The sequence below is a fragment of the Microbacterium sp. Se5.02b genome, assembly GCF_019464375.1.
Taxonomy (GTDB): domain Bacteria; phylum Actinomycetota; class Actinomycetes; order Actinomycetales; family Microbacteriaceae; genus Microbacterium.
Map to the genome: position 1 here is coordinate 3,641,158 of NZ_CP080491.1, position 25,441 is coordinate 3,666,598.

Consider the following 25,441-nt stretch of genomic DNA (forward strand, 5'->3'; position numbering starts at 1 on the left):
CACTCCTGTCCGTGCGTCAGCTGTTCTGCGGGAAGCCGAGGTCGATGCCCCCGTGGGCGGCCGGGTCGAGCCAGCGGCTCGTGATGGCCTTCTCGCGCGTGAAGAACTCGAACCCGTGGACACCGTACGCCTTGGCGTCCCCGAACAACGACGCCTTCCATCCGCCGAACGAGTGATAGGCGACCGGCACCGGGATGGGGACGTTGATCCCGATCATCCCGACCTGCACCTCGTGCTGGAAACGACGTGCGGCACCACCGTCGTTCGTGAAGATCGCCGTGCCGTTGCCGAAGCGCCCCGAGTTGATGAGGTCGAGCCCCTCCTGGAACGTCGCGACGCGCAGCACCGAGAGCACCGGGCCGAAGATCTCGTCGCGGTACGCCTGCGAGGTCGTCGGAACCCCGTCGAGCAGTGTCGGCCCGAACCAGAACCCGTCCTCTCTACCCTCGACCGTCAGACCCCGGCCGTCGACCACGATCCTGGCGCCGTCGGCCTCGGCGACATCCACGTAGCCCGCGACCTTGGCGCGGTGCTCGGCGCTGATCAGCGGACCCATGTCGGGCTCGCCGGCACCATCGCCGGCGCCGTCGCCGATCCGCAGACGGCCGATCCGCTCCGTGATGCGTTCGATCAGCGCATCCGCGACAGGCTCCACGGCCAGCAGCACCGAGACCGCCATGCAACGCTCGCCCGCCGCGCCGAAGCCCGCATTCACCGCCTGATCCGCGACGAGATCGAGATCGGCATCCGGCAGCACCAGCATGTGGTTCTTCGCGCCGCCGAGCGCCTGCACCCGCTTGCCGTTGCGCGCGGCGGTCTCGTAGATGTACTGCGCGATCGGCGTGGAGCCCACGAACGAGATGGCCGACACCTCGTCGCTGTGCAGCAGTCCGTCCACGGCCTGCTTGTCGCCCTGCAGCACCGTGAACACGCCGGCCGGGAGACCGGCCTCCGCCCAGAGCTCCGCCATCCACAGGGCGGCCGAGGGATCCTTCTCGCTGGGCTTCAGGATCACGGCGTTGCCCGCGGCGATCGCGATCGGGAAGAACCACATCGGCACCATCGCCGGGAAGTTGAAGGGAGAGATGATGCCGACCACGCCCAGCGGCTGCTTGAGCGAGTACACGTCGATCCCCGTCGACACGTTCTCGGAGTAGGCGCCCTTGATCAGGTGCGGGAAGCCGGTCGCGAGCTCGACGACCTCCTGCCCCCGCAGGATCTCGCCCATCGCGTCCGAGAGGACCTTCCCGTGCTCGGCGGTGATGATCGCCGCGAGCTCCGTCTTGCGCGCGTTCAACAGCTCCCGGAAAGCGAACAGCACGCTCTGCCGCTTCGCGATGGACCACCCGCTCCACTCGTCGAACCCGCGCCGCGCCGAGGCGATCGCGGCCGCGATCTCGGTGTCGTCGGCGAGGGCGACACGGCCGCTGATCCGCCCGGTCGCCGGATTGAACACCGGCGCCGTCCGCGCGCTCGTCGACGGACGCGGAGCACCATCGATCCAATGGCCGATCTCGGGGATGTCGGAGGTCATGGAGTCCTTCTGCGGGGTCAGGCCGTGCGGCCGGGGTGGACGAGGGAGGCGGCGACGTCGATGGCCGCTGCCACGTCGATGTCGGAGGAGTACAGCAGCGTGCGGCCGACCGTGAGGCCGCGCACACCGGGAAGGGACAGGGCGTCCTCCCACGAGGAGAACGTGTCGTCGGGGTCGGCACCCGCATCGCCGCCGAGCAGCAGCACCGGCATCGTGGTCGCGGCCAGCACGCGCTCCATGTCGTCCACCACCGGGAGCTTGAGCCAGGTGCTGGCGCTGCTCGCTCCGAGGCCGCTCGCGATGGCGATCGACAGCATCACGGCGTCAGGACTCAGGTCGTTGACGACTCGTCCGTCGAGGCGGCGGCTGAGGAAGGGCTCGAGCATGATCGGAAGGTCGGCACGCGCGGCCGCGGTCACCGCGTCGGCGGTGGAGGCGAGGGTGGGCGCCGTCCCGTCGTCGTCGAGGTTCACGCGGAGCAGGGCCTTGGCGAAGTCGATGCCGGAGTCGACCATGGCTGGCACGTCGTACCCCGTGTAGCGGTCGTCCATCTCGAAGCTCGCGCCGCGCAGCCCGCCGCGGTTCATCGAGCCGACCACGATCTTGTCGTCGAGCAGTCCGAGCACGGCGAGGTCGTCGATGATGTCGGGGGTGCCGAGCACGCCGTCGACGCCGGGGTGTCGCAGCGCGATCGCGAGGCGGTCGAGCAGCTCATAGCGATCGGCCATGGCGTACGGCGATCCGCCCACCGCCAGGGCCCCGCGGGCGGGGTGGTCGGCGGCGATGATGAAGAGCCGTCCGTCGTCGCGGATGATGTCACGGCGACGGCGCCCGGCGAGGGTCTCGCGGATCGTGTGCGGCGACTCGGCACGCACGGCGCGAAGCCGCTGGAAGTCCGCATCGGTCAAAGCTGTCATCTCACGCATCTCCGTTCACGACCTCGGCGACCTCGCGCTCGGTCGGCATCGCCGTCGAGCACTCCCGCCGGCCGGCCACGATGCCGCCCGCCGCGTTCGCGTAGGTGAGGGTCTTCTCGAGTTCCCAGTCCGCCAGCAGCCCGTGGCACAGCGCTCCGCCGAACGCGTCGCCGGCGCCGAGCCCGTTCACGACCTCGACCGCGGTCGCGGGGATCTCGACCTGTCGCGACCGCGTCTTCGCGAGGACCCCTCGGGGGCCCTGTTTGACGATCGCCAGCTCCACTCCTCGTTCGAGGAGCGCGTCGGCCGCCCGCTGCGGATCGGTCTCGCCGACGGCGACCTCGCACTCTTCACGATTGCCGACGGCGACCGTGGCGAAGCGCAGGGCGTGCTGGATCTGCGCCCTGGCGTGCTCCGGTGTCTCCCAGAACATGGGCCGGTAGTCGAGGTCGAACACGGTGTGGGCGCGTCGGCCACGCCTCGCGAGCAGGTCGAGGTGCGTCTGCCTGCTCGGCTCCTCGCTCAGACCGGTCGCGGTGAACCAGACGAGCGCCGCCTCCCGCACCGTGTCGTCGTCGACGTCGTCCGGACGGATCTGCAGATCGGGTGCGGTGGGCTCCCGGTAGAAGTACAGCGGGAAGTCGTCGGGCGGGAAGATCTCGCAGAACGTGATCGGCGTCTTGTAGGTCGGGTCGGTCGCCACGAAGTCGTTGCGCACTCCGAGCCGCTGGAGCTCGTCGCGGAGGTACTGCCCGAACGGGTCGTCTCCGACGCGCGAGAGGAGCGCGGTGTCGTGCCCGTACCGCGCGGCGGCCACCGCGACGTTGGCGGCGCTGCCTCCGAGGTACTTGCCGAAGGTGGTGACCTCGCCGAGTCCGACACCATCCTGGAGCGGATACAGGTCGACGCCCAGCCGACCGATGGTCAGGATCTCGGTGATCGATCGTTCCTCCGTCATCACCCCTCCTCTCCGTCTCGCATTTGTCTTAACATTAGCACTTAGTGGGTTCTTTGGGATTCAGTCGATCGCGCGCCGGATGCTGAGCATCCCACCGCCCACCACGCGGGCAGCCGCCGCATCGAAGGCGCCTCCCTGCGCCTCACCGGCCAGGTCGACCCGCATCCAATCGCCGGGCGACGCGAACGCCAGGTCGCGCTCCTCGCCGAGGTAGTTCACGAACCGCAGCTCGGCCTCGCTCCCCACGCGCCGCGCCGACTCGAGCACGACATCTCCGGCGACCTCGACGGGGAAAGCCGCCTCGGGCAGCGGACCATCGACCTCACCGGAGCCCCGGACCACGAGCGGGTCGTGCCGGAAGAGGTCACCGGCGCGCACGGCGCCCGCGTCGTCGGCACCGACCATGATCGCCAGGTCGGTGTGCACGGCCACGCCCAGGTACTGCGCCCCGGGGACGGGGATCTCGGAGCCGGCCGGCTCATCGCGCAGCGGGTGCACGTTCACGCTCATCATCCCCACCGAGCGCGACAGTGTGACCGCGAGCGCATCGGGGGCACCGGGCGCCGAGACCAGCTCGTACTCCGACAGCTTCTGCACCAGCACCGCCGTCGACCCCGCGGCCGCGAAACGGTAGGCCGGATAGGTGGGCAGCGGGAACTCGCCCCAGCCGCCCTCGGCCTCGCGCCCGCGCACCGTCGTGCCGTACTGCCCCGCGCTGCGGGAGGAGTCGAGCCCCGTGCCGTCGACGGGGACCAGCACCCGGAGCCGGTGGTCGGACGCGGTGTTCACGTAGTCGATGCCGACCCGCAGGAACCCCTCACCCTCGCGCAGTTCGATCGTGGTCTCGGTCTCCAGCGGCACCGTGCGGGTCGAGCGGCGGCGGTCCGGGTCGAGGCTCACCGGCAGGTCGTAGGTCCGACGGATGCGGATGCGTCCGCGCAACGGCCCCTCCTCGACCACGCTCACCTCGACCGACGACGGCTCCGACACCGCAGAGGCCGCGTCGACCGGACCGTAGTTGTACGAGTCGCCGCAATCGCCCTCGTCGATGAGGGCGAGCGCGCCGTCGATCGACGAGCCGTCCGCCCCTCGATCCGGACGGTGCCGTCGGGGTTCACGGTCGCCGTCAGCGCCGCGTTGGAGAGTGCCTCTGCGGTCACGGTGACGGGGTCGACGGATGCCGCAGCGCTCGTCTCGTCGACCGCGGCGAGCGCGAGTCCGTCGACGTCGACCGCCAGCAGAGCGCGGTGCCGCTGGTCGGCGATGGTCTCGACGTGCCAGAGGCCTTCGCCCCCGGCATCCGCCGCCACGCGCTCCTCCAGCTCGACGGTGAAGGCCGCCAGGTCCCACACGCCCTGCGCGCTCTCGGCGACCTGGAAGCGCAGCGATCCGTCTCCCCACTCGTAGCCGTTGATCTGCTGTCCGAACAGCTCACGACCGTGGATGCGACGGAGGATCTTCGGCAGGTCGGCGGTGCGCATGCGCTCGTCTCCGAGCACGGTCGGCAGCGGGTCGAGCAGCTGCACACCGGGAGCGAGCGCGCCGGGGTCGACGCCGTGCAGCGTGACCTCGACCTGTGCGCGCCGCGCGAACCCCGAGGGGTTGAACACCAGATGGCGTGTCGGCGAGACCGCGGCCGACACGTCACGCAGCACGCTGTCGATCACGCCACGGGCGATGTGCCCTGCGGTGTGGATGCGGGTACCGACCTGTTCCGCGGTGGCGTCGACACCGCAGCCCGTGACCGAGTCGTGCGCGGTGCTCTCCACGATGCGGTACCAGGCGGTGTCGAAGAAGGAGCGGTGGTCGCGCGTGCCGTACAGGAGGTCGAGGCGCTCCGCCGCGGTGAGCGCCTGCTCGGACCTGGCCATCTCGCGCTTGAGGTTCGTGCGGATCGAGAAGACGCCGGGCAGCAGGTTGCCCCTCGCGTGCGAGCGCATCTCGCCGTGCACTTGCGGGAGGGCGGCGAGCGTGTCGACGTCGGTCGCGTACCGCGCGAGGTGCTCGTCGAGCGTCGCGATCGACAGGTGCGGCTCCTGCCCCGCCGCGTCGTACTCGCGGATGACCTCGGCGAGGTCTTCGGGCGGGGCGGAATGGTCGGTGCCGAGCATCGCGAGCACCGGGTCGTCGCCGTACCAGGAGGCGGTGCGCTCGGCGTAGTCGGGGGCGAGCGCGGGGAGCTGACCGGGCAGCGCGAACATGTCGAGTCCGTTGCCGTACCCGTCGAAGAGGTACTCGCAGCGCACCGCGTCGCCGTTCGGAGCCACCCAGGCGAAGGCGTGCTCGGCGACACCGGCGGGCACGCCGCGCCAGAGGGCGCTGTGGCGGATGCCGAACCCGGCGAGGATCTGCGGCATCTGCGCCGCGTGCCCGAACATGTCGGGGAGGTAGCCGACGGGCATCGCGCGTCCGAGGCGCGCGCTCACCGCCCGGCCGAGTTCGAGGTTGCGGATGATGGTCTCGCCGTCGCAGCCGAACTCGTCGAGCAGGATCAGGAACGGTCCGATACTCAACTGCCCGCGCTCGACCAGGGCGACCACGCGGTCGCGCATGTCGGGGCGCATCTCGAGGTAGTCATCGACGGCCGCGGCCTGTCCGTCGAGCGTGAACCGGTACGACGGCTCCGCCTCGAGGATGCCGATCAGCCGGTCGAGCATGTGCACGAGCCGGAGGCGGAACACATCGTGCGGCTCGTACCACTCGCGATCCCAGTGGGTGTGGGGGACGACGACGATCTCACTGCTCACGGGCGGGGACTCCTGAATCTCTGGATGGGACGTTCGGGCGCGGTCAGGCGCAGAGGGCGGCGATGCTGCGGTCGGCGTGCAGCAGGTAGTAGGGGCCGGCAGCGGGATCGCCGTCGAAGGAGGCGCTGTCGCCGTGCACCGAGCGTCGCTCCCCTCGCCGTCGACGAGGATCAGGCCGTCGGCGTCGATCGCGAGCAGCTCTCCGTCGACCCGCAGCAGCACCGGCGCGGTGAACAGTTCGGGCATGCTGAGGCCGTCCCGCACCGAGACCCCGCCCATGATGGCGGTGCGACCGGCGGCGACTCCGGCCAGGATGGCCTCGACCGAGTCGTTCTCGGCCGCCACCCAGGTGGTCGGCGTGCCGGGGCCGACACCCTGGCTCCGCATGTGGAAGTCGGCGCCACCGAGGAGCACGGCGCTCTTGTCCCACCGTTCGTGGAAGGCGAGCGGTGAGGTGGCGATGAGCTCGCGGTACCAGGTGGAGTGCCACAGCTCGATCGCGCGCGGAGTGCGGTCGAGGGGGTGCAGCCACGAGCAGTCGCCGGAGATCGGGTGGTTCACGCTCAGCACGCCGCCGCGTCGCTCGACCTCGTCGACCCACTCCTGCGCCGGGCGGCGGAAGTCGATCCAGCCGATGTCGCCGAACGCGTTCGCGTGGCCACGGTGCGTGGTGACCTCCTGTCCGGGGAGCAGGGTGATGCCCTGCTCCGCCCCGACGACGGGCAGGTGCGCGTGGTGACTGGTCGTGTTGTGGTCGGTCACGGCGAGGAAGTCGAGCCCGGCGCGCACGCCGAGCGCCGCGAGACCGGAGATGCTCTCGCGGCCGTCGGAGTGCAGCGTGTGCGCGTGGAAGTCGCCCGCGTACCAGCGCAGACCGGCGGGAGCAGGGAGGTTCCTCGCGCTGCCCCGGCGCACGTCGGTCACGGGCACGGCGACGGGGCCGTGGTCGATCTCCGACTCCGCGGGAAGCAGGATCTCCACCACGACGTCGGCCCCACCGGCGCTGAGCCGGTGCACCCCGAGGATCACGTACCACTCGCCCTCTTCCGGGCGACCGGGCAGGTACCCGGGGGTGGCGTCATCGGTGCGGATCACGTAGTCCTGTCGTGCACCGCCCGACCATCCGCGCCACCCGCGGCGCCCTCGCAGCCGAGGTCGATCACCGCCGCCTCCGCGTCATACGAGATGCGCACCTCGAGCGAGTCCGTGCCGCGGGGCACGTCGAACGGCACGCGCACGTACCGGTCTTCGTTCTGGATCTCGTGGGTGAGGTGGAGGGTGGTGCGGATGCTCGCCATCAGCCGATCCGCTCGGTGGATCCGGTGTCGAAGAGCAGCGCGCGGTTCAGCTGCGGCACGATCCAGCCGCGGTCGCCGGCGACCGGCTCCTGCTCTTCGGGGACGACGACCTGCATCTTGTGCTCGCCGGCGCTCACCAGCACCAGGCTCGTCGCCCCGAGCGTCTCGGTGACGACGACCTCGGCCGCGATGCCGCCTTCGATCGGCTCCGTCGACCAGCGCAGGTACTCCGGACGGATGCCCCAGCTCACCGCCTGGCCGTCGCGCACCGATGCCGCCGCCTCGACGGGAACCGGCACGTCCGCGTCGCCGATGCGCACGGCACCGCCGGTGACCGTGGTCTCCAACAGGTTCATGGGCACCGAACCGATGAACCCGGCGACGAAGGTGTTGTTCGGGCGATGGAAGATCTCCCGCGGCGAACCGATCTGCTGCAGCTTGCCGGCCTTCATCACCGCGATGCGGTCGGCGAGCGCGAGCGCCTCGGCCTGGTCGTGCGTCACGAACACCGTGGTGACGCCGAGGTCGCGCTGCAGCTCCTTGAGGAAGGTGCGCGCCTCGAGCCGCAGACGCGCGTCGAGGTTCGAGAGCGGCTCGTCGAGCAGCAGGACGTCGGGGCGCGTCGCCACGGCGCGGGCGAGAGCCACCCGCTGCTGCTGCCCACCGGACAGCTGTCCAGGACGGCGCTCGATGAGTCCGTTCAGGGAGAGGCCGTTGGCGACGGACTCGGCCGTGGTGCGGCGCTCGCCCTTGGCCACGCGGCGGATCCGCAGCGGGTACGCGATGTTGTCGCCGACGTCCATGTGCGGGAAGAGGGCGTAGTCCTGGAAGACCATCGCCACCCCGCGCTCTCCGGGCTCGGCGTTCGTGACGTCCTTCGTCCCGATCGTGAGCTTTCCTGAGGTGATGCTCTCGAGGCCCGCGATGGAGCGGAGGAGCGTGGTCTTCCCGCATCCGGACGGACCGAGGAGGGCGAAGAACTCGCCGTCCGCGATCTCGACGTCGACGCTGTCGACGCCGCGCACCCCACCGGGGTACTCCTTGACGAGTTCTGTTGCGATGATGGCGGCCATCAGGACTTGATCCCTCCGTGGAAGCGGAAGCCGTAGCGGCGGTTGACGAAGAAGTAGATGAGGAGGACGGGCACCGAGAACACCAGCGAGAACGCCGAGATGAGTCGGAGATCGGCCTGGCCGCTCTCGGTGTAGAAGGTGTACATGAGCACGGCGGCCGGCTGCATGTCGGGCGTGCGCAGCAGCAGGAACGGCACGAGGAAGTTGCCCCACACCTGCACGATCGTCCAGATCGCGATGAACGCCAGCCCGGGTCGGGCGATCGGCACGACGACGTCCTTGAGGATGCGGAACGGTCCGGCGCCATACAGCCGCGCCGATTCCTCGTACGACTTCGGGATCGAGTCCATGAAGTCCTTGAGGATGAAGATCACCGTGGGCAGGATGCCTCCGGCGAGCACCAGGATGACTCCGACGTGCGTGTTGATCAGCTGCAGCTGGTTGATGAGCTGGAACGTGGGGACCATCGCCGCGGTGCCGGTCACGATCGACGACAGCAGCAGCAGCCCGTAGAGGATGCCGTCGCGCCCGGGGATGTTGATGCGGCTCATCGCGTACGACGCCAGGGCGCCGAGCACGATCACGAGCGCCATCGTCCCGATGCCGAGGATGAGCGAGTTCAGGATGGACTTCATCGCATACGGGTTCTCGACCAGCCGCGCGAAGTTGTCGAGCGTCCAGTCCGGCCACGACACGGTCAACGAGGGGGTCGCGTCGAACGGCGCGAGGATCAGCCACACCATCGGCAGCGCGAAGAACAGCGACACGAGCACGAGGACGAGCGTGAACAGGATCCGCGACACGAAGTGGGTCACCGACCGGTCGCGAGCCACCGTCTTGATGGTCGTCATCATGAGCGCACCTTCTTCTTCTTCGTGCTCCGGCCCCGCGAGACGCGCGTGTACATCAGCGCGATGACGAGGTTGATGAGGAGCATGATCAGCGAGATCGCGGCGCCGAGTCCGAGCTGTCCGCCCGGGATGGCGGTCTGGTAGATGTACACCGAGAGGATGTCGGTCTGACCGTTCGGCCCACCGGCCGTGAGCAGGTACGGCGTGAACGTGTTGAAGGTCCACAGCGTGATCAGCAGCGTGTTGGTCAGCAGGTGGCCCTTGATGTTCGGCAGGATCACGTCGCGCAGCTGCTGCCAGGTGTTGGCCCCGACCATGCGGGCGCTCTCCAGCTGCGACGGCGGCACGGCGCTGATCGCCGACGAGAACAGCTGCATCGAGAACGCGGTCCCGACCCAGATGTTGAAGATGATGATGCACTCCATCGGGTGCTCGATCAGCCACGCCGCCCCCTCGGTGCCGAGCAGGGCGTTGAGCGTCCCGGTGCGTCGGTCGAGGAGCGCGAGCCACAGGAACGACGCGACCGAGGCGGGGATGACCCACGCGGCGAGCACGAGCGTCTCGACGAAGGTCTTGACCCCGGCGCGCACGTTGCGCAGCATCCAGGCGAGAGCGAATCCGAGGACCGTCTGCCCGATGATGCCCGAGACGAGCACGAACACGAGCGTGAGCCACAGCGAGTTCCAGAACCGCGGATCGTTCAGAGCGGTCGAGAAGTTCTCGAGTCCGACGAACTGCGGGCTGGCGGCCGCGAAGCCGGTCAACCGGTAGTTCGTCATCCCGAGGTAGACGGTCCAGATCGCCGGGAAGAGGAGGAACAGCCCGATCAGGAGCAGGCCGGGTGCCGCGAACAGCGTCGCCCGTGCCCGCCCGAGACCGGCGACATCCTCCGCGCGGCGCCGGCGGGGAGCGGTGACGCTCCCCGCCGGCATCGTTGCGTTCGTCATCGTCACTCGGAGATCGAGTCCGGACCCACGACGCCTTCGAGTCCGCGGACGTACGTCTTCAGGGTGTCGTCGACCGAGGTTCCGGTGGCGACGTCGAGCGTGGCCTGCTGCAGCAGCACCGAGACCTGCGGGTAGGCCGCGAGGCCGGGGCGGTATGCCGTGATCGGCAGCACCTCCTCGCTCACGAACGTCAGCATCGGGTCGGACGAGAGCAGCTTCTCGTTCACGTCGTTGCGCGGCGAGATCGCGAGGGTGCCGGCGGCACGGGCCTCGTAGGCCTCGGGCGAGTTCATGAACGCGAGCAGCTCCCACGCCAGCTCGGCGTGCTTCGAGTTGGGGTTGAGCACGCGCCCGGTGCCTCCCGACATCGACACGTAGTCCTGGCCGTCGATGCCCTCGCCCGGTTCGATCGCCGGGATCTTGGCGTAGCCGACGACGTCGTCGCGGTCTGCCATCGGCGCGGTGCCGACACCCTCGGCGGGGTTGATCACCGAACGCCAGAAGTAGTCACCCTCCAGGAGGATGCCGATCTTGCCCTCGGCGAAGAGCTGGAACGAGGTGTCGCGGCCCGACGCCTCCTGCTGCAGCACCGGATCGCCGAGCCCCTCGTCGACGTAGATCGTCTTGTAGAGGTCGAGCACCTCCTCCATGCCGTCGGTGGCGCCGATCCACTTGCCGTCCTCGAAGACCTGCTCTCCGGTGCCGACCAGCATCGGCAGCAGCCCCTGCATGGTGGTCGCCTCACCCATCGCCGTTCCGGCGTTGAGCTGGATCGGCGTGACACCGTCGAGCTTCTTGAGGTCGCCTGCCGCGTCGAGGATGTCGTCCCAGCTCTCGGGAGCCCAGTCCTCGTCGAGGCCGGCCTGCACGAAGAGATCCTTGTTGTAGTAGAGCACCCGGCCGTCGGCGCCCTGCGGCACCCCGTAGCGCTCGCCGTCGAACGAGAGGGCGTTCTGCACGGCGTCGGGGATCTGCGCCCAGCCGTCCCAGTCGTCCACGGCGCTGCCGCCCACCTCGGCGAGCGGCTTGATGTATCCGGCTTCGGCGAACTCGCCGACCCAGATGCCGTCCATGCCGATGATGTCGGCGCCCTTGCCCGACTGGAGGTCGAGCGCGATCTTCGTCTTGTAGTCCTCGTCGTCCACGCCCTGCGGCTGGAACTCGACGGTGACGTCCTTGCCGTCCTCCTCCATCGCCTTCTCGAACTCGGGGATGACCCAGTCCGCGATCCAGTCCGCCTCGGCGGCGTTCTTCCCGCCGGTGATGGAGTTGGTGGTGAGGGTGAGGGTGACGGGGCCAGACGACTCCTCCGTCTCGGGCTCCGAGCTTCCGGAGCAGCCGGCCAGGACGACCGCACCGACGGTGGTGAGGGCGAACGCCGCGAGCAGGCGGCGCTTTCCATACGTGACCATTTCCGACCTTTCTGTGTCGCTGATCGCCGAGCGAGAACCGCTCGGATTCGGGTGTTGCGGGGTGTCTACTGCGCGGCTTCGGCGCCCGGTGCGAGTGCGAAGCCCTTCGAGAGTGCGAGAGCGCGGATCATCCGCTGCCCGACGCGCACGTCGGCGACCGACTCCTCGACGCCCGCCCCGGAGGGGCGTTCGCCGCGGACCAGCGCCGCCAGCGCGTACAGCTCGTTCTCGAAAGCCTCTTGCTGCATCCAACGCGATTCGCTCACGCGGATGCCGAGCTCCGGGTGACTCTCGGTCACGCGGAGGATGGTGGGGAGGTTGGTCACGTAGGGCACGCCGAAGACGAGCTCGATCGTTCCGGTCTCGTGGTGGAAGGTGACGGTCTCCTGGTAGTCGGGGTAGCCGTCGATGTAGTGCCAGTCGACGGTCCACGGCGTCTCGTCGCGCGCGAGCGCTCCCCTCAGGTGCACGGAGCCCGGCATCTTCGGCCCCCAGTGCTGTGCGGACGACACCTCACCGAGTCCCCCGACGAGCGAGCGGAGCAGGCCCACGTCGTGCACGATCGAGCCGAGCACCACGTTGGTGTAGAGCGTGCGGAGGTCGGCGGGCAGGTCGGAGCCGACGGCGCCGTCGACGACCGAGGAGGTCGAGGCGAGGAGCGGCTCCAGCGCCTCGCGCGGGACGTCTCCGGTGGGCGCGGCCAGTCGCGCGTACGCGAGCTGCGAGCCGTCGAGCGGATGCATCACCTGTACGCTGACGGCACGGAGGGTCACATCGGCCAGCAGCTCCTTCGCCCGCAGCGAGGCCGTGTCGTACTCCTTCATGTAGCCGACACGCACCCAGTCGCGCAGGTCGACACCCGCCTCGTCGGCGTATGCGGTGAGCGCATCGAGCTCTGCCACCGAGTAGGCCAGCGGCTTCTCGGCGAGCACGCGGATGCCGGCGCGGACGAGGCGCAGCGTGTCTCCGGCGTGCGAGCCGGTGGTGGCGAGGATCGCGGCGTCGACCTCGACCGCACCGTCGGTCTTCGCGGCGACGAGGTCGTCGACCGAGGTGAACCTGTGCGCGTCGGCGACGCCGTATCGCCGCCCCATGTCGGCGGTGCGCTCCGCGGAGAGGTCGACCAGCGCCGCGATGGCGAACGTGTCGGCGTTCCTGCGCAGGAGGGGAAGATGCACGCTCTGACTGATCGCACCGAGACCGATGACGGCGACGCGTGTGACGCTCATGCGAACCACCGCCGCAGGGCCTCGCGGTTGGCGACCTGGTCGGCCTTGGCACGCTCGACGTCTGCGGCCGAGCGCGGCACGACGTCCTGCTCGACGATGAGCCAGCCCTGGTATGCGCTGGCGATGATCTCGTCCAGCAGTTCGGTCACCGCGAGGTCGCCGTCGCCCAGCGGCACGAAGACCCGCTTCTCCCACACGGAGCGCATCGGGTCGTCGTCCTGGAGCGCCTCGTGCAGGATCCCGGTGCGGGCGTCCTTGAGGTGGAGGTGGTTGATGCGGTCCCGCCAGCGACGGAAGTCGGCCAGAGGATCGCCCCCGCCGATGAGCAGGTGACCGGAGTCGAAGGTGAGGCCGACGTCGGTCGAGGCGAGGAGCGCATCGACCTCCTCGGGAGTCTCGACATAGGTGCAGGCATGGTGGTGGAACGTGGGTTCGAGTCCGCGTTCGCGTACCCGGGAGACCGCGGCATTCACCCGGTCGGCGAACCGCGCCCAGGCGTCGCCGCGCAGCGTGAGCTCCGGCGCTCCGCCCGGCTTCGCCTTGCGCTTCGCGCTGCCCGAATCGGCGAGCGTGGGCAGAGGCGCCATGGCCTGGTCGTTCTCGGCTGCGGAGACGAACACATCGAGGATGTCGTCGAGCGCGGCGAGGGCAGCGGCGAACTGCTCCTCGTCGGCCGCGAACGGAAGATCGGCCCAGCCGCCGGCGAGTTCGAGGCCGTGACGGTCCAGGCGATCCGTGAGATCCGCTCCGCGCCCGAGCAGTCCCACGGGGCCGAGGTCGATGCCCTGGTACCCGGCGTCGCTGACCCAGCGGGCGAGTTCCTCCCCCTGCGGCAGAGCGACGAGGTCCGGTCGAGCCAGCTCGAAGACTCCGTAGCTGACCGGAGCGTTCGCGATGCGGATCACGCGTGTTCCTTTCTTCATTGAACGGTCGGACCCAGGTCCGTTGAGAATGTTAGCAGGTCATGACATATGCATCAATCGTCTTCGGAGAAGCCCTGGACGACCACCGACCGCACACCGTCGAGGCGGGCGATGTCGTCGATCAGATCCGACCGCGCATCCGGTGCCGCCTCGGCGAATTCGAGGGTCGCCCGCATGTCCGAGTCGCCGTGGATCCGGGCAGCGCCGAGGAGCGTCGCGGGCAGGCCGCGCCGCTCGGCCGCCGCCATGACCTCGCGGAGCGCGCCGCGATCCGCCGCATACTGCAGCGTGACGCGCAGGCGCTCCGGCTCAGGGCGCACCCGGTCGCGCAACCGGGACAGCGGGCCCACCGTCAGCAGATGCAGGGCGGTGCCGGCGATCGCCAGCAGGGGCATGTTCGCGCCGCACGCCATGCCGATCGCGGCGACCACCCAGATGGTCGCGGCCGAGGTGAGCCCCGAGACGGCGTTGTTGCGCACGAAGATCACGCCCGCGCCGAGGAAGCCGATGCCGGAGACGACCTGCGCAGCGATGCGCGAAGGATCGACCGCGACGTCAGGACCCAGCACACCCTCGAACCCGTACGCCGAGATGAGCGTGAAGATCGCCGACCCCAGCCCGACCAGGACGTGCGTGCGGAGCCCGGCGTTCTTCTGCTTGCGCGAACGCTCGACACCGACCGCGAGCGAGAGCACGAACGCGAGACCGAGGAGCCCGAGCTCGACGAGGAGGTGCGGATCCCCGATCACGCTCCTGTCCCTTCGATCATGTCAGAACAATAGCACTTTAAGCATCTCGACTCTCTCCGTGCGGGCTTTTCCCTGGCGGGATGACCGCTCATGCCCGGAAAGACGGGGGAAGTCGAGGATGGATCGGATCGTATGATTGTCGCTACAATGTGACTCCCTGACACAGAGTGGAGCACCCATGGCCGATGTCGTCACCCCGTGGCCGAACGACCTCTTCGCGGACATCGACCGCACCGGCCCTGTTCCGCTGTACTTCCAGGTGTCGACCCGCCTCCAGAGCGCCATCCAATCGGGGGCCATCCCGGCAGGCGCCCGGCTCGAGAACGAGGTGTCGATCGCCGAGCAGCTGGGACTCTCCCGACCCACCATCCGGCGCGCGATCCAGGAGCTCGTCGACAAGGGTCTGCTCGTGCGGCGACGCGGAATCGGCACGCAGGTCGTGCAGGGGTCCGTGACGCGGCAGGTCGAGCTCACCAGCCTGTTCGAGGATCTGCAGAGCGCCCATCATGAACCGGGCACGCAGGTGCTCACCCACGAAGTGATCGCCGCCTCCGACGAGATCGCGGCCGCGCTGGCCCTCCCCGCCGGCACCGAGGTGCTGCATCTGCGACGGCGACGCAGCACCGACGGCGTCCCGGTCGCCGTGCTCGAGAACTACCTGCCGAAGGAGTTCGCCGACATCTCCGTCGAGCAGCTCGAGTCCCGAGGTCTCTACCAGGTGCTGCGCGCCAGAGGCATCGCCATCCGCGTCGCCAAACAGAAGATCGGCGCCCGCCGCGCGGAGGCGGACGAGCCCGAGCTGCTGGAGATCGAGGCGGGCGGACCGCTGCTGACGATGGAGCGCATCTCGTTCGATCAGTCCGGCGCGGCGATCGAGTTCGGGCACCATTGCTATCGTCCAGACCTCTACCGGTTCGAGACGACGCTGGTCGCCAAGTAGCACCCGGAGCGCCGGCCGCACCTCCCTAGACTGAGCACCATGGATGCGGTGGTGTGGGTCATCGGGATCGTCGTCGGACTGGTCATCGTGGTCGCCGTCCTCACCCTCGCTCTGCGCGGCATGCGCCCGAAGCTCCCCGCACCGCAGGTCTTCGCACCCGCGCCGACGACACCGCGCACGGCAGCCTCGACCGCGGCACCCGCATCGTCGGCCCTGACCCCCGACGTCGTGGCCGAGATCGACCGACTCGTCGCCGCGAACCAGAAGATCCACGCGATCAAGCTCTACCGCGACCACACGGGTGTCGGTCTCAAAGAGGCCAAAGATCGCATCGAGCACTGGTCGGCCAGCACCACGGCACCGCACCAGGCTCCCGTGTCGCACGCCGCCGCCGCCCGCTCCGCCCTGCCCGCGGTCGGCCTGACGCCGTCGACGGTCCGCGCTTCCCTGCCCGCGTCGACGGCCTCCGAGATCGACGCACTCGTCGCGGGCGGTGCCGCGATCGCCGCGATCAAGCTCCTGCGGCAGCACACCGGCCTCGGGCTGAAGGAGTCGAAGGATCTGATCGACACCTGGGGAACCGGCGGGCGCTGACCCTGGGCGACGAACCCCGTCAGCGCGGAGGAGAATGGGACGGTCCCCCACTGCAAGGAGCCTCATGCCCGACCGTCTCGACCCCGCCCGCACGACCGGCATCCTCGCCGTGCTCCGAGCCCCGTCGCCCGAGCTGGCGCTGGAGGCATCCGAGGCGATCATCCGCGGCGGAGTCACCGGCATCGAGGTCACCTTCTCCACTCCCGACGCCCCCGCCGTGATCCGTGAGTTGATCGCCCGGCACGGCGATGCCGCGTACATCGGTGCGGGAACCGTGACGACGGCAGCCCATGCGGAGCAGGCGGCCGAGGCGGGCGCGCAGTTCCTCGTGAGCCCAGGGACTCTGCCGCACCTGACCCGCACGATGCTCGACACCGACCGGGTGGTGATGACCGGCGCGATGACCCCGACCGAGGTCATGAGTGCGCTCGAGCTCGGCGTCGATGTGGTGAAGATCTTCCCCGCCTCGCTCGGCGGCCCCGCCTACCTCGGCGCCCTGCGCGGCCCCTTCCCCGATGCGCCCCTCATGCCGACCGGCGGCGTGAGCCCCGACAACCTCTCCGCCTGGTTCGCTGCCGGGGCCGTCGCCGTCGGCGCGGGCGGCGACCTCGCGAACGGCGCCTCCATCGCGGCATCGGACTGGGCGGACATCGAGGAGCGCGCGGCCCGGTTCACCGCGGCTCTCTCCGCCGCACGGAACTGAACGAGCGCTGTCGCGCTCGATTTGGTATACCGGATGCATGCGCGTGCGACGGATGCTGAGCGCGGCGGGCGTCGCCGCCGCGATGCTGCTGACCGCCGGCTGCACGGCCGCGCCGCAGCCGACCCCGCCGACCCAGGAGGCCCCCGTGACCGACGCCACGACTGATCTGCTCGACGCCGCTGCCGCCGGGGACGCCGCTGCCGTCCGGGTCGCGCTCGACGAAGGCGCCGACATCGAGGCACGAGGAGACGCGGGGATGACGGCCCTGGTCGCCGCGACCAAGGCGAATCAGGTCGATGCGGCACGGGCGCTCATCGAGGCCGGCGCCGACGTCAACGCGAAGGACGACATCCAGGACTCCGCGTACCTGTACGCCGGCGCGCGGGGGCATGACGAGATCCTGCGCCTGACGCTGCAGAACGGCGCCGACCTGACGAGCACGAACCGCTTCGGGGGCACCGCCCTCATCCCGGCCTCCGAACGGGGTCTCCTCGCAACGGTCGAGATCCTGCTCCAGGCGGGCGTCGACCCGAACCACATCAACAACCTGAACTGGACGGCGCTGCACGAGGCGATCGTGCTCGGCGACGGCTCCTCCCGCTACGTCGAGGTCGTGCGCGCGCTCATCGACGGCGGGGCGGACGTCGGCATCCCCGACGGCGACGGTGTGCTGCCGGTCGACCTCGCCCGTGCCCGCGGCTACGACGCGATCGTCGCCGAGCTCGAGCGGTGATCGCGCTCGACCCGTGGGCATGGGTCGCTCTCGCCGTGGCCGCTGTGACGATCGGCATCTCGAAGACGGCGCTGCCCGGGGCAGCATCCTCGCGATCGCCCTGTTCGCCGCGGTGCTGCCCGCCCGCACCTCCACCGCCGCGACCCTGCTGCTGCTCATGGTCGGTGACGTGTTCGCCTTGATCGCGTATCGCCGCCACGCCCACTGGCCCACGCTGCTGCGCCTCGCTCCGGCGGTGATCGCCGGACTGCTCGCGGGGTTCGCCTTCCTTGCCGTCGCGGGTGACGGCATCGTCCGTCGGGCGATCGGCGTGATCCTCCTGCTCATGATCGCCGTGACCCTCTGGCGTCGGCGGCGGCAGAGCAGGACCGATACGGTGACGCCGCCGTCGGGCGGCATCGTGCTCGCGGGCGCCTACGGCACGCTCGGCGGATTCACGACCATGGTCGCCAACGCGGGCGGACCGGTCATGTCGATGTACTTCCTCGCCACCCGCACGCCGGTGCAGGTGTTCCTCGGCACCTCGGCGTGGTTCTTCGCCATCATCAACGTGATCAAGGTGCCGTTCCTCGCCGGCCTCGGACTGTTCCACGCGCCGGTGCTGCTGATGGATGCCGTGCTCGCCCCGCTCGTGGTGATCGGTGCGCTGCTCGGCCTGCGGGTCGCGCAGCGCATGAACCAGCGCGTGTTCGACCGCATCGTGATCGTGCTGACGATCCTCGGCGCGCTGTACCTGCTGATCTGAGCGACCTGGTCCGGCACTCCCGGCCGCGCCGCCTTCGCTGAGGGACACACGCTCAGTCGAGGAAGATGTCGGGGAAGAGCGCGCTGTCCGGTGTGCCGGGTACTGCCGCGTACCGTGAGAAGTCGGTCACGCCGTCGGCCTCGAGCACGTCCTCGACGATGAGCGTCTGTCCTGTGTATGACGCCGCGGGCTTGAGCAGCACGGCATAGGCGGCATCGGCGTAGATGTCGGGGGTGCGGCTCGCCGCCATGACCTTGTCTCCGCCGAGGAGGTTCTGCACCGCCGCCGTGGCGATCGTGGTGCGGGGCCACAGCGTGTTGGCGGCGATCCCGTCGCGCGCGAACTCCGCCGCGAGCCCGAGCGTCGCCATGGTCATGCCGAACTTGGCGAGCGTGTACCCGGTGTGCGCGCCGAGCCACTTCGGGGTGGGGTTGAGGGGCGGCGACAGGGACAGGATGTGCGGGTTCTCGGCGTCCTTGAGGATCGGCACTGCGGCGCGCGACAGCATGAACGTGCCACGCACGTTGACGTCCTGCATCAGGTCGTACTTCTTGGCGTTCAGGTCGAGCGAGCGCGACAGGTCGATCACGCTGGCGTTGTTGATGACGATGTCGATGCCGCCGAACTCGCCCTGCGTCTTCATGACCGCTTCGGTGATGTCGTCGTCGTCGCGCACGTCGCCCACGATCGGCAGCGCCTGTCCGCCCGCCGCCCTGATCTGCTCGGCGGCGGTGTGGATCGTGCCCTCGAGCTTGGGGTGCGGGGTGTCGGTCTTCGCGAGCATGGCGATGTTCGCGCCGTCCGCGGCCGCCCGCAGCGCGATCGCGAGTCCGATGCCGCGGCTGCCACCCGACATCAGGATTGTCTTTCCAGCCAGTGTCATGAGTTCTCCTAGGTTCTGATCGCGAGTGCTGTTCGTTCCCGTCGAGGCGTGGGGTCAGCGCGGAGCCATGCGGATGGCGCCGTCGAGACGGATGGTCTCGCCGTTGAGGTAGCCGTTCTCGACGATCTGCTGCACGAGGGCGGCGTATTCGTCGGGGCGACCGAGTCGCGCGGGGAACGGCACCTGCTGGCCGAGCGAGTCCTGCGCCTCTTGCGGCAGCCCCATCAGCATCGGGGTCTCCATGATGCCGGGCGCGATCGTGCAGACCCGGATGCCGTGCCGGGCGAGCTCGCGGGCGACCGGGAGCGTCATCGCGTGCACGCCGCCCTTGGATGCGGAGTACGCGGGCTGCCCGATCTGCCCGTCGAACGCGGCGACGCTCGCGGTGTTCACGATCACGCCGCGCTCCTCGTCGTGCAGCTCGTTCTTCGCGATCACGGCGGCGGCCTGCGCGATGACATTGAACGTGCCGACCAGGTTGATGCGGATCACGCGCTCGAAGTCGGCGAGCACGGCGGGATGACCCTCGCGGTCGAGCACCTTGGCGGGGGTGCGATCCCGGCGCAGTTCACCACCACGCGCAGGGGCGCCGCGGCCTGGGCGGCGGCGACCGCGGCCTCGACCTCTTCGGCACTCGTGACGTCGGCGGCGACGAAGAGCCCGCCGAGCTCGGTCGCGATGTCGGCGCCCTTCGACGAGGCGAGATCGATGATCGTGACGTGGGCGCCCGCGGCGACGAGTCGGCGCGCGGTCGCGAGGCCGAGGCCGGAGGCCCCACCGGTGACGAGTGCGCCCTGTCCGCTGATCTGCATCTGATGTTCTCCTTCGAACGTCGACGTGCGACTGGGTTTCAGCCTACGTGGTTCCTGGTTCCACGACGAACCGGGTCGGTGCGGGTCGAGCGCAGGGAACCGCGTCGGAAGCGAGCCTACGACACCGCCTCGGCGGATGACTCGCTCCGACCTCCCCGTCGCAGGCCTCGGGCAGGATAGGAGCATGTCGATCCCCGTCGAAGACATCGCCGTGCCCGACCGCGTCCGCCTACTCGCGGGAGACGCCGACCTCGAATGCGTCTGGCGCAACGACTACGGCGGCCTGACGTTCCGTGCCACCGGAGTCTCCGAGCCCTTCTTCGTCAAGTGGGGTCCGCGGAACCTGGAATTCACCCTGAGCGACGAGGCCGAGCGGATGCGCTGGGCGTCACGCTGGATCGCGGTTCCCACCGTGCTCGACAGCGGGTCGGATGAGACGCACGAGTGGATGGTCACCGCCGCGCTCGACGGACTCAGCGCCGTGGATCCACGGTGGGTCGCGGAACCGGCGACGGCCGTCCGCGCCGTGGGCGAGGGGCTGCGCGCGATGCACGACGCCCTGCCCGTCGCGGAGTGCCCCTGGGAGTGGAGCGTGCCTTCACGCATCGCGAATGCGGAACGCCGCGGCATCGTCGTCCCGGAGTCGTTCCGCACGCCGCCAGAGGTCGACCGTCTCGTCGTGAGCCACGGCGACGCGTGCTGCCCGAACACCCTGGTGGGCGACGACGGCCGCTGGCTCGCGCACGTCGACCTGGCGTTGCTCGGCGTGGCCGACCGCTGGGCCGACCTCGCCGTCGCGTCCATGAGCACCGAGTGGAACTTCGGCCCCGGCTGGGAGGACGCACTGATCGAGGCCTACGGTCTCGAGCCCGACCGCGAACGTCTCGCCTATTACCGCGACCTCTGGAACGCCACCTGAGCCCAGGCCCTGTTTCGCCACTAGTGGTGGAAGGCCGAGTCGGAGTGGTCGGCGGGCATCGGCGCGGTGAGCGCGTCGAGGTACTCCACCTCGGCGGCGATCGCGTCCAGGAGGTCGGCCGCGAGGTCCATGCTCAGTCCGTTGCGCACCACGATCCGCTGCACGGTGATGTGCTCGAGGTCGGCGGGCATCGGGTAGGCGGGAACCAGCCAGCCGCGCATCCGCAGCCGATCCTGCAGGTCGTAGAGGGTCCAGTTCTTCGTATGCCCGTCCTTCAGACGCCACGCGAACACGGGGATGTCGCTTCCGTCGTTCCACAGTTCGAAGGCGTCGAGCTTCGCGATTCCGGCCGACAGATACTTCGCGACGTCCTGGGCGGTCTGCTGCACGGCCCGGTACCCCTCGAATCCGAGCCGCAGGAACAGGTAGTACTGGAGCAGCACCTGTGCACCGGGGCGGGAGAAGTTCAGCGCGAACGTGGGCATCTCGCCGCCGAGGTAGCTGACCTTGAACACCAGATCATCCGGCAGCCACTTCGCGTCACGCCACACCACCCAGCCGAGGCCCGGATAGACGAGTCCGTACTTGTGACCGGAGGTGTTGATCGAATGCACCCGCTCGAGTCGGAAGTCCCACACCAGGTCGGGCTGCAGGAACGGCGCGATCATCGCCCCGGAGGCGCCGTCGACGTGGATGGGGATGTCGAGCCCTGTCGTCTTCTGGATCTCATCCAGTGCGGCGGCGATCTCGGCGACCGGCTCGTACATGCCCGTGTAGGTGACGCCCATGATGGCGACGACGCCGATCGTGTTCTCGTCGACGTAGTTCGCGAGGTCGTGTCCGTCGAGCGTCTTGTGCTCGGCGCTGATCGGCACGTAGCGCGGCTCCACGTCGAAGTAGTTGCAGAACTTCTCCCAGCACACCTGCACGGCGGACGACATCACCAGGTTCGGCGACGACGCATCCTTCCCCGCTGCATGCCGGGCCTGCTGCCACCGCCGCTTGAACGCGAGGCCGCCCAGCATGCAGGCCTCCGAGGAGCCGATCGTCGATGTGCCGATGCTGTTCGCCGCATCCGGCGCGTTCCAGAGGTTGGCCAGCATGCGCCAGCAGTTGTCTTCGATCGCCGCTGTCTGCGGGTACTCGTCCTTGTCGATCATGTTCTTGTCGAATGACGCGGCATAGACCTGTCTGGCCTCGTCGTCCATCCACGTGCTCACGAATGTGGCGAGGTTCAATCGTGCATTGCCGTCGAGGATCGTCTCGTCCTCGACGATCTGCTTCGCCGTCGCGGGAAGCGACCCCTGCGGCGGGATGACGTGCCGGGGTGCGACCGTCGCCTCCCCCGGCCTCGTGAACATCGGCTCGTAGTCCGAAGACGGTGTGCTCATGCGGGGGACCTTTCGACGGGGGCGAACGCTGTCCTGCCGCCCACCGTAGCGGGGTCACGCTGCGGTATCGAGGGGCACCTGCGCGCGCCGGGTCGACTCAGGCGCCGGGTCCGAGGATGAAGTTCCAGGCGCCGGTGGCGACGGCCGCGGCGATCGCGACACCGGAGATCGCCGCCCCGACGGCGAGCAGCGCCCACTCGGACCCGCCGAATCGCGACTCGCGCGCCCAGGTGCGACGCCCGGGCGCCCCGAAGCCCCTGGCCTCCATGGCGGTGGCGAGCTTGGCGCCGCGACGGATGGAGAGGACGAGCAGTGCGAAGGCCATCGAGGAACCGGCGGATGCGCCCTCGGTCGGCGACGCCCCTGGCTCGGCGCGCGAGCTCGAGCGCACGCCAGTCGTCGAGGAACAGGCCCACCATGCGCAGTCCGGCGAGGGCGCCGAGCACGAAACGCGCCGGCAACCGCACGATCTGGCCGAGGCCGTCGGCGAGATCGGTCGGGTCGACGGTGATGAACAGCACGACCGAGGGCAGGGCGATCGCGAGCACGCGCAGCATCGTCGCGAGCGCGAGAGCCAGCGACCCCTCGCTGATGCGCAGCACGAACCAGTCGACGTAGACCACGCCGCTCGTCTCGCCGTAGAGCGCGATGGTCAGACCGGTGAGAGGGGCGGCGAGCCAGACCGGCCAGGTGCGCACCCAGAACTCGCGCCACCCGATTCCGGCGAACAGGAACAGCACGAACTCGAGCACGAGGGCGACGGATGCCGACACCGGATCGAGGGTCAGGATCAACGGCACCGCGATCAGGGCGCTCACCCCGAGCTTGGCGACGGGATTGATCGCGGCGACGGCTCCCGTGCGTGCGCGCGTGTCGATCAGGGTCATCGTGCGCCCCCGAGTTCGAACCTCTCGGCGTGCAGCGCCCTCGCCACATCCAGGTCGTGCGTGATCGTCACGATCGCCGACCCCTCCTCGCGCAGGGCGGCGAGCATCGCGACGAGCTCCGCCCAGGTGCGGGCATCCTGCCCGAAGGTCGGCTCGTCGAGCACGAGCACCCGCGGTCGCGTCGCGATGGCCGCGGCGACCGTCAGCCGGCGCTTCTCGCCGCCCGACAGCGTGTACGGATTGGCGGCGGCGAGATGCGCGAGCCGCAGGCGGAAGAGCAGCTCATCGCTGCGCGCGGCGATCTCGTCCTCCCCACGCCGAGCGCGCGGGGGCCGACGGCCAGCTCATCACGCACGGTCTTGCTGAGGAGCTGATGCTCCGGCTCCTGGAACACCATGCCGATGCGGGTCAGCAGCTGCTTCGATGCCCAGCGGATCGGCGAGGGTCCCGCGCCGTCGGCGAGCGCGGTCGACGCGGTCAGGTCGCCGCCCGCGGGAGGCAGGAGTCCGGCCACGGTCAGCCCGAGGGTCGACTTGCCTGCCCCGTTGGGTCCCGTGATCGCGAGCACCTGTCCCGCATGCACGTCGAGGTCGATGTTCTCGGCGACCGGTCGCCCTTTGACGCGGGCGACAGCCAGATCGCGCGCCGACAGCAGCGGAGCTCCCGGCGCTCCCGGGGCGGCGGCGGCTCCGCCGGCGGATGCCCTGGCACCCAGACGCCGTCTGCGGCGAGTCGGGCGCCCTGAGCGCCGAGGACCTCGGCCGGGGTCCCGTCTGCGACCACGCCGCCGGCCCCGAGCACGATCACCCGCGTGATGAGCGGCAGCCACACGTCGAGACGATGCTCGACCACGATGAGCGTGGCCGGACGTGCACGCAGCATCCGTTCCACCGCGTCGCGCACCTCGCCGACCCCCGCGGGGTCGAGGTTCGCCGTCGGTTCGTCGAGCAGCACCAGCCCGGGTCTCATCGCGAGCATTCCGGCGAGCGCGAGCCGCTGCTTCTGCCCGCCGGACAACGCCTTGGTCGGATGATCCAGCGGCACGTCCAGGCCGACGGCGGCCAGGGCGGATTCCACGCGTGGCCAGATCTCCGCGCGGGGAACCCCAGGTTCTCGCAGCCGAACGCGACGTCGTCGCCCGTGCGGGCCAGGATGACCTGCGAGTCGGGATCCTGCAGCACGAGTCCCGCGCGTCCCCGGGTGGCGACGGCAGGGGCGTCGTCGACCAGCAGTTCGCCCGCGCTCTCGCCCTCTTCCTCGCCGCCGAGAACACCCGCAAGCCCGTGCAGCAGCGTCGACTTGCCCGCACCGGAGGCCCCGAGCACGAGGACGCGCTCGCCGGGATCGATGCGGAAGGAGACCTCGCTCACCGCCCACGCGAGCCGGCTCGCATGACGCCACCCCCAGCCGCGCGCCTCCACGGCGGCCGGGACGGACCGATCCACCGACATCAGACCCGCACGCGCGCCTCACGGCCGGAGCCGAAGCGGTCGAGGGCCCCGGTCGCGGCGATACCGCGCGCCAGCACCCATGACAGGGCGCCGGCGATGACCGCACCCGAGATGACCGTGCTGATGAGGTAGATGATCGTGAACGCCGGACCCGACCCCGCGTACCAGAGCACGAGATTGTTGATGCCGCCGGCCAGCGCAGCACCGGCGCCCGCGAGGATCGCGACCGGAAGCGACCAGCGACGGTAGAAGAACAGCAGGAAGATCAGCTCGGCGCCCAAGCCCTGCACGAGACCGGCCTCGAGCGTGAGGAACCCGCCCCACTGATTGCCGATGAGGGCCGACACGACCGCCGCGAGGAGCTCGACGTAGATCGCCGCGCCCGCCTTGCGGATGATGAGCCCGCCCAGCACCCCGGCGAAGAGCCATGGTCCGTCGAGGAGGCCCTGGATGCCGGGAAGCAGCGGCTCCAGGAGCGCCTTAGGCCCGAGGTAGCCGACGTTCCAGGCCAGGAAGATCAGGCCGGCGGCGACGCCGATCACGCTGGCGACGACGATGTCGACGATGCGCCAGCGCAGGAAGCTCCTGGCGGGGGCGGCGGTCTGCGTCGTGGACGCGGATGTGGACGTACTCATCTGAACTCCTCCCTGCGCTGGCATTACCCAGATCAGGTTCGACGGTCGAAGCGCGATTCGCTCCCTCTCAGCCCGGCTCGCCGGACTCCCGTGGTTGTGGTGAAGATCCT

The 25,441-nt window shown here is 69.8% G+C and carries 21 protein-coding genes, 4 pseudogenes and 1 riboswitch; of the genes and pseudogenes, 6 read left to right on the top strand and 19 right to left on the bottom strand.

The window, feature by feature from the left end:
• Nucleotides 1-16 precede the first annotated feature (16 nt).
• The 13 genes from K1X59_RS18300 to K1X59_RS18360 all read right to left on the bottom strand — a co-directional run bounded on the left by K1X59_RS18300 (nucleotide 17) and on the right by K1X59_RS18360 (nucleotide 14,638).
• Nucleotides 17-1,534, bottom strand: coding sequence for a CoA-acylating methylmalonate-semialdehyde dehydrogenase (locus K1X59_RS18300; protein WP_183151085.1), 1,518 nt, complete (start codon nucleotides 1,532-1,534; stop codon nucleotides 17-19).
• A gap of 17 nt (nucleotides 1,535-1,551) precedes the next feature.
• Nucleotides 1,552-2,451 (bottom strand): deoxyribose-phosphate aldolase, encoded by a 900-nt coding sequence (locus K1X59_RS18305; protein ID WP_183151086.1) that lies wholly within the window; start codon nucleotides 2,449-2,451, stop codon nucleotides 1,552-1,554.
• Nucleotide 2,452: 1 nt separating this feature from the next.
• Nucleotides 2,453-3,409 (bottom strand): 5-dehydro-2-deoxygluconokinase, encoded by a 957-nt coding sequence (gene iolC / locus K1X59_RS18310; RefSeq protein WP_183151087.1) that lies wholly within the window; start codon nucleotides 3,407-3,409, stop codon nucleotides 2,453-2,455.
• Between the two features lie 60 nt (nucleotides 3,410-3,469).
• Nucleotides 3,470-4,399 carry a hypothetical protein gene (locus K1X59_RS18315; protein ID WP_220173687.1) on the bottom strand — a complete coding sequence of 310 codons (930 nt, stop codon included), beginning with the start codon at nucleotides 4,397-4,399 and terminating at the stop codon, nucleotides 3,470-3,472.
• Complete coding sequence (locus tag K1X59_RS18320; protein WP_220173688.1) at nucleotides 4,372-7,251, bottom strand: CehA/McbA family metallohydrolase; 2,880 nt, start codon at nucleotides 7,249-7,251, stop codon at nucleotides 4,372-4,374. The genes K1X59_RS18315 and K1X59_RS18320 overlap by 28 nt, the downstream gene beginning before the upstream one ends.
• Nucleotides 7,248-7,454 carry a hypothetical protein gene (locus tag K1X59_RS18325; protein WP_220173689.1) on the bottom strand — a complete coding sequence of 69 codons (207 nt, stop codon included), beginning with the start codon at nucleotides 7,452-7,454 and terminating at the stop codon, nucleotides 7,248-7,250. The genes K1X59_RS18320 and K1X59_RS18325 overlap by 4 nt, the downstream gene beginning before the upstream one ends.
• Entirely contained in the window at nucleotides 7,454-8,527 is a 1,074-nt protein-coding gene (locus tag K1X59_RS18330) for an ABC transporter ATP-binding protein (protein ID WP_183151092.1), read from the bottom strand. Before K1X59_RS18330 ends, K1X59_RS18325 begins: the two co-directional genes overlap by 1 nt.
• A complete protein-coding gene (locus K1X59_RS18335; RefSeq protein ID WP_202045679.1) occupies nucleotides 8,527-9,381 on the bottom strand; it encodes a carbohydrate ABC transporter permease in 855 nt (284 codons plus the stop codon). The genes K1X59_RS18330 and K1X59_RS18335 overlap by 1 nt, the downstream gene beginning before the upstream one ends.
• On the bottom strand, nucleotides 9,378-10,325 hold the full coding sequence (locus tag K1X59_RS18340; RefSeq protein ID WP_258566928.1) for a carbohydrate ABC transporter permease: 948 nt from the start codon (nucleotides 10,323-10,325) through the stop codon (nucleotides 9,378-9,380). The genes K1X59_RS18335 and K1X59_RS18340 overlap by 4 nt, the downstream gene beginning before the upstream one ends.
• Before the next feature lie 2 nt (nucleotides 10,326-10,327).
• Nucleotides 10,328-11,737 carry an extracellular solute-binding protein gene (locus tag K1X59_RS18345; RefSeq protein WP_220173690.1) on the bottom strand — a complete coding sequence of 470 codons (1,410 nt, stop codon included), beginning with the start codon at nucleotides 11,735-11,737 and terminating at the stop codon, nucleotides 10,328-10,330.
• A gap of 65 nt (nucleotides 11,738-11,802) precedes the next feature.
• Nucleotides 11,803-12,966 (bottom strand): Gfo/Idh/MocA family protein, encoded by a 1,164-nt coding sequence (locus K1X59_RS18350; RefSeq protein WP_183151093.1) that lies wholly within the window; start codon nucleotides 12,964-12,966, stop codon nucleotides 11,803-11,805.
• Nucleotides 12,963-13,871 carry a TIM barrel protein gene (locus tag K1X59_RS18355; RefSeq protein ID WP_244632177.1) on the bottom strand — a complete coding sequence of 303 codons (909 nt, stop codon included), beginning with the start codon at nucleotides 13,869-13,871 and terminating at the stop codon, nucleotides 12,963-12,965. Before K1X59_RS18355 ends, K1X59_RS18350 begins: the two co-directional genes overlap by 4 nt.
• A 71-nt stretch (nucleotides 13,872-13,942) precedes the next feature.
• Nucleotides 13,943-14,638, bottom strand: coding sequence for an MgtC/SapB family protein (locus K1X59_RS18360; RefSeq protein ID WP_183151095.1), 696 nt, complete (start codon nucleotides 14,636-14,638; stop codon nucleotides 13,943-13,945).
• A 178-nt stretch (nucleotides 14,639-14,816) separates the two neighbouring features.
• Here K1X59_RS18360 and K1X59_RS18365 point away from each other — a divergent pair, with 178 nt between their 5' ends.
• The 5 genes and pseudogenes from K1X59_RS18365 to K1X59_RS18385 all read left to right on the top strand — a co-directional run bounded on the left by K1X59_RS18365 (nucleotide 14,817) and on the right by K1X59_RS18385 (nucleotide 18,353).
• Nucleotides 14,817-15,578 carry a GntR family transcriptional regulator gene (locus K1X59_RS18365; protein ID WP_183151096.1) on the top strand — a complete coding sequence of 254 codons (762 nt, stop codon included), beginning with the start codon at nucleotides 14,817-14,819 and terminating at the stop codon, nucleotides 15,576-15,578.
• Nucleotides 15,579-15,617: 39 nt separating this feature from the next.
• A complete protein-coding gene (locus K1X59_RS18370) occupies nucleotides 15,618-16,172 on the top strand; it encodes a ribosomal protein L7/L12 (protein ID WP_220173691.1) in 555 nt (184 codons plus the stop codon).
• Nucleotides 16,173-16,236: 64 nt separating this feature from the next.
• The gene (locus K1X59_RS18375; protein ID WP_183151098.1) at nucleotides 16,237-16,875 is read left to right on the top strand and encodes a bifunctional 4-hydroxy-2-oxoglutarate aldolase/2-dehydro-3-deoxy-phosphogluconate aldolase; all 639 of its coding nucleotides are present in this window, start codon (nucleotides 16,237-16,239) and stop codon (nucleotides 16,873-16,875) included.
• A gap of 37 nt (nucleotides 16,876-16,912) precedes the next feature.
• Nucleotides 16,913-17,608 carry an ankyrin repeat domain-containing protein gene (locus tag K1X59_RS18380; protein WP_220173692.1) on the top strand — a complete coding sequence of 232 codons (696 nt, stop codon included), beginning with the start codon at nucleotides 16,913-16,915 and terminating at the stop codon, nucleotides 17,606-17,608.
• Nucleotides 17,605-18,353: pseudogene (locus tag K1X59_RS18385) on the top strand (sulfite exporter TauE/SafE family protein). Before K1X59_RS18380 ends, K1X59_RS18385 begins: the two are co-directional and overlap by 4 nt.
• Before the next feature lie 52 nt (nucleotides 18,354-18,405).
• Here K1X59_RS18385 and K1X59_RS18390 read toward each other — a convergent pair.
• Both K1X59_RS18390 and K1X59_RS18395 read right to left on the bottom strand, forming a co-directional pair.
• Nucleotides 18,406-19,236, bottom strand: coding sequence for an NAD(P)-dependent oxidoreductase (locus K1X59_RS18390; protein ID WP_183151100.1), 831 nt, complete (start codon nucleotides 19,234-19,236; stop codon nucleotides 18,406-18,408).
• A 54-nt stretch (nucleotides 19,237-19,290) separates the two neighbouring features.
• Nucleotides 19,291-20,048: pseudogene (locus K1X59_RS18395) on the bottom strand (SDR family NAD(P)-dependent oxidoreductase).
• 184 nt (nucleotides 20,049-20,232) lie between these two features.
• Here K1X59_RS18395 and K1X59_RS18400 point away from each other — a divergent pair.
• Entirely contained in the window at nucleotides 20,233-20,967 is a 735-nt protein-coding gene (locus K1X59_RS18400; protein WP_183151101.1) for an aminoglycoside 3'-phosphotransferase, read from the top strand.
• 20 nt (nucleotides 20,968-20,987) lie between these two features.
• Here K1X59_RS18400 and K1X59_RS18405 read toward each other — a convergent pair whose 3' ends face one another.
• The 4 genes and pseudogenes from K1X59_RS18405 to K1X59_RS18420 all read right to left on the bottom strand — a co-directional run bounded on the left by K1X59_RS18405 (nucleotide 20,988) and on the right by K1X59_RS18420 (nucleotide 25,331).
• Nucleotides 20,988-22,358, bottom strand: a complete 1,371-nt coding sequence (locus tag K1X59_RS18405; RefSeq protein WP_220173693.1) for a glutamate decarboxylase — start codon at nucleotides 22,356-22,358, stop codon at nucleotides 20,988-20,990.
• A 97-nt stretch (nucleotides 22,359-22,455) separates the two neighbouring features.
• Nucleotides 22,456-23,245: pseudogene (locus tag K1X59_RS18410) on the bottom strand (energy-coupling factor transporter transmembrane component T family protein).
• Nucleotides 23,242-24,696, bottom strand: a pseudogene (locus tag K1X59_RS18415) (ABC transporter ATP-binding protein). The pseudogenes K1X59_RS18410 and K1X59_RS18415 overlap by 4 nt, the downstream one beginning before the upstream one ends.
• A complete protein-coding gene (locus K1X59_RS18420) occupies nucleotides 24,696-25,331 on the bottom strand; it encodes an ECF transporter S component (protein ID WP_220173694.1) in 636 nt (211 codons plus the stop codon). Before K1X59_RS18420 ends, K1X59_RS18415 begins: the two are co-directional and overlap by 1 nt.
• A riboswitch (TPP riboswitch) is annotated at nucleotides 25,322-25,433 on the bottom strand. It overlaps the preceding gene by 10 nt.
• Between the last annotated feature and the right edge of the window lie 8 nt (nucleotides 25,434-25,441).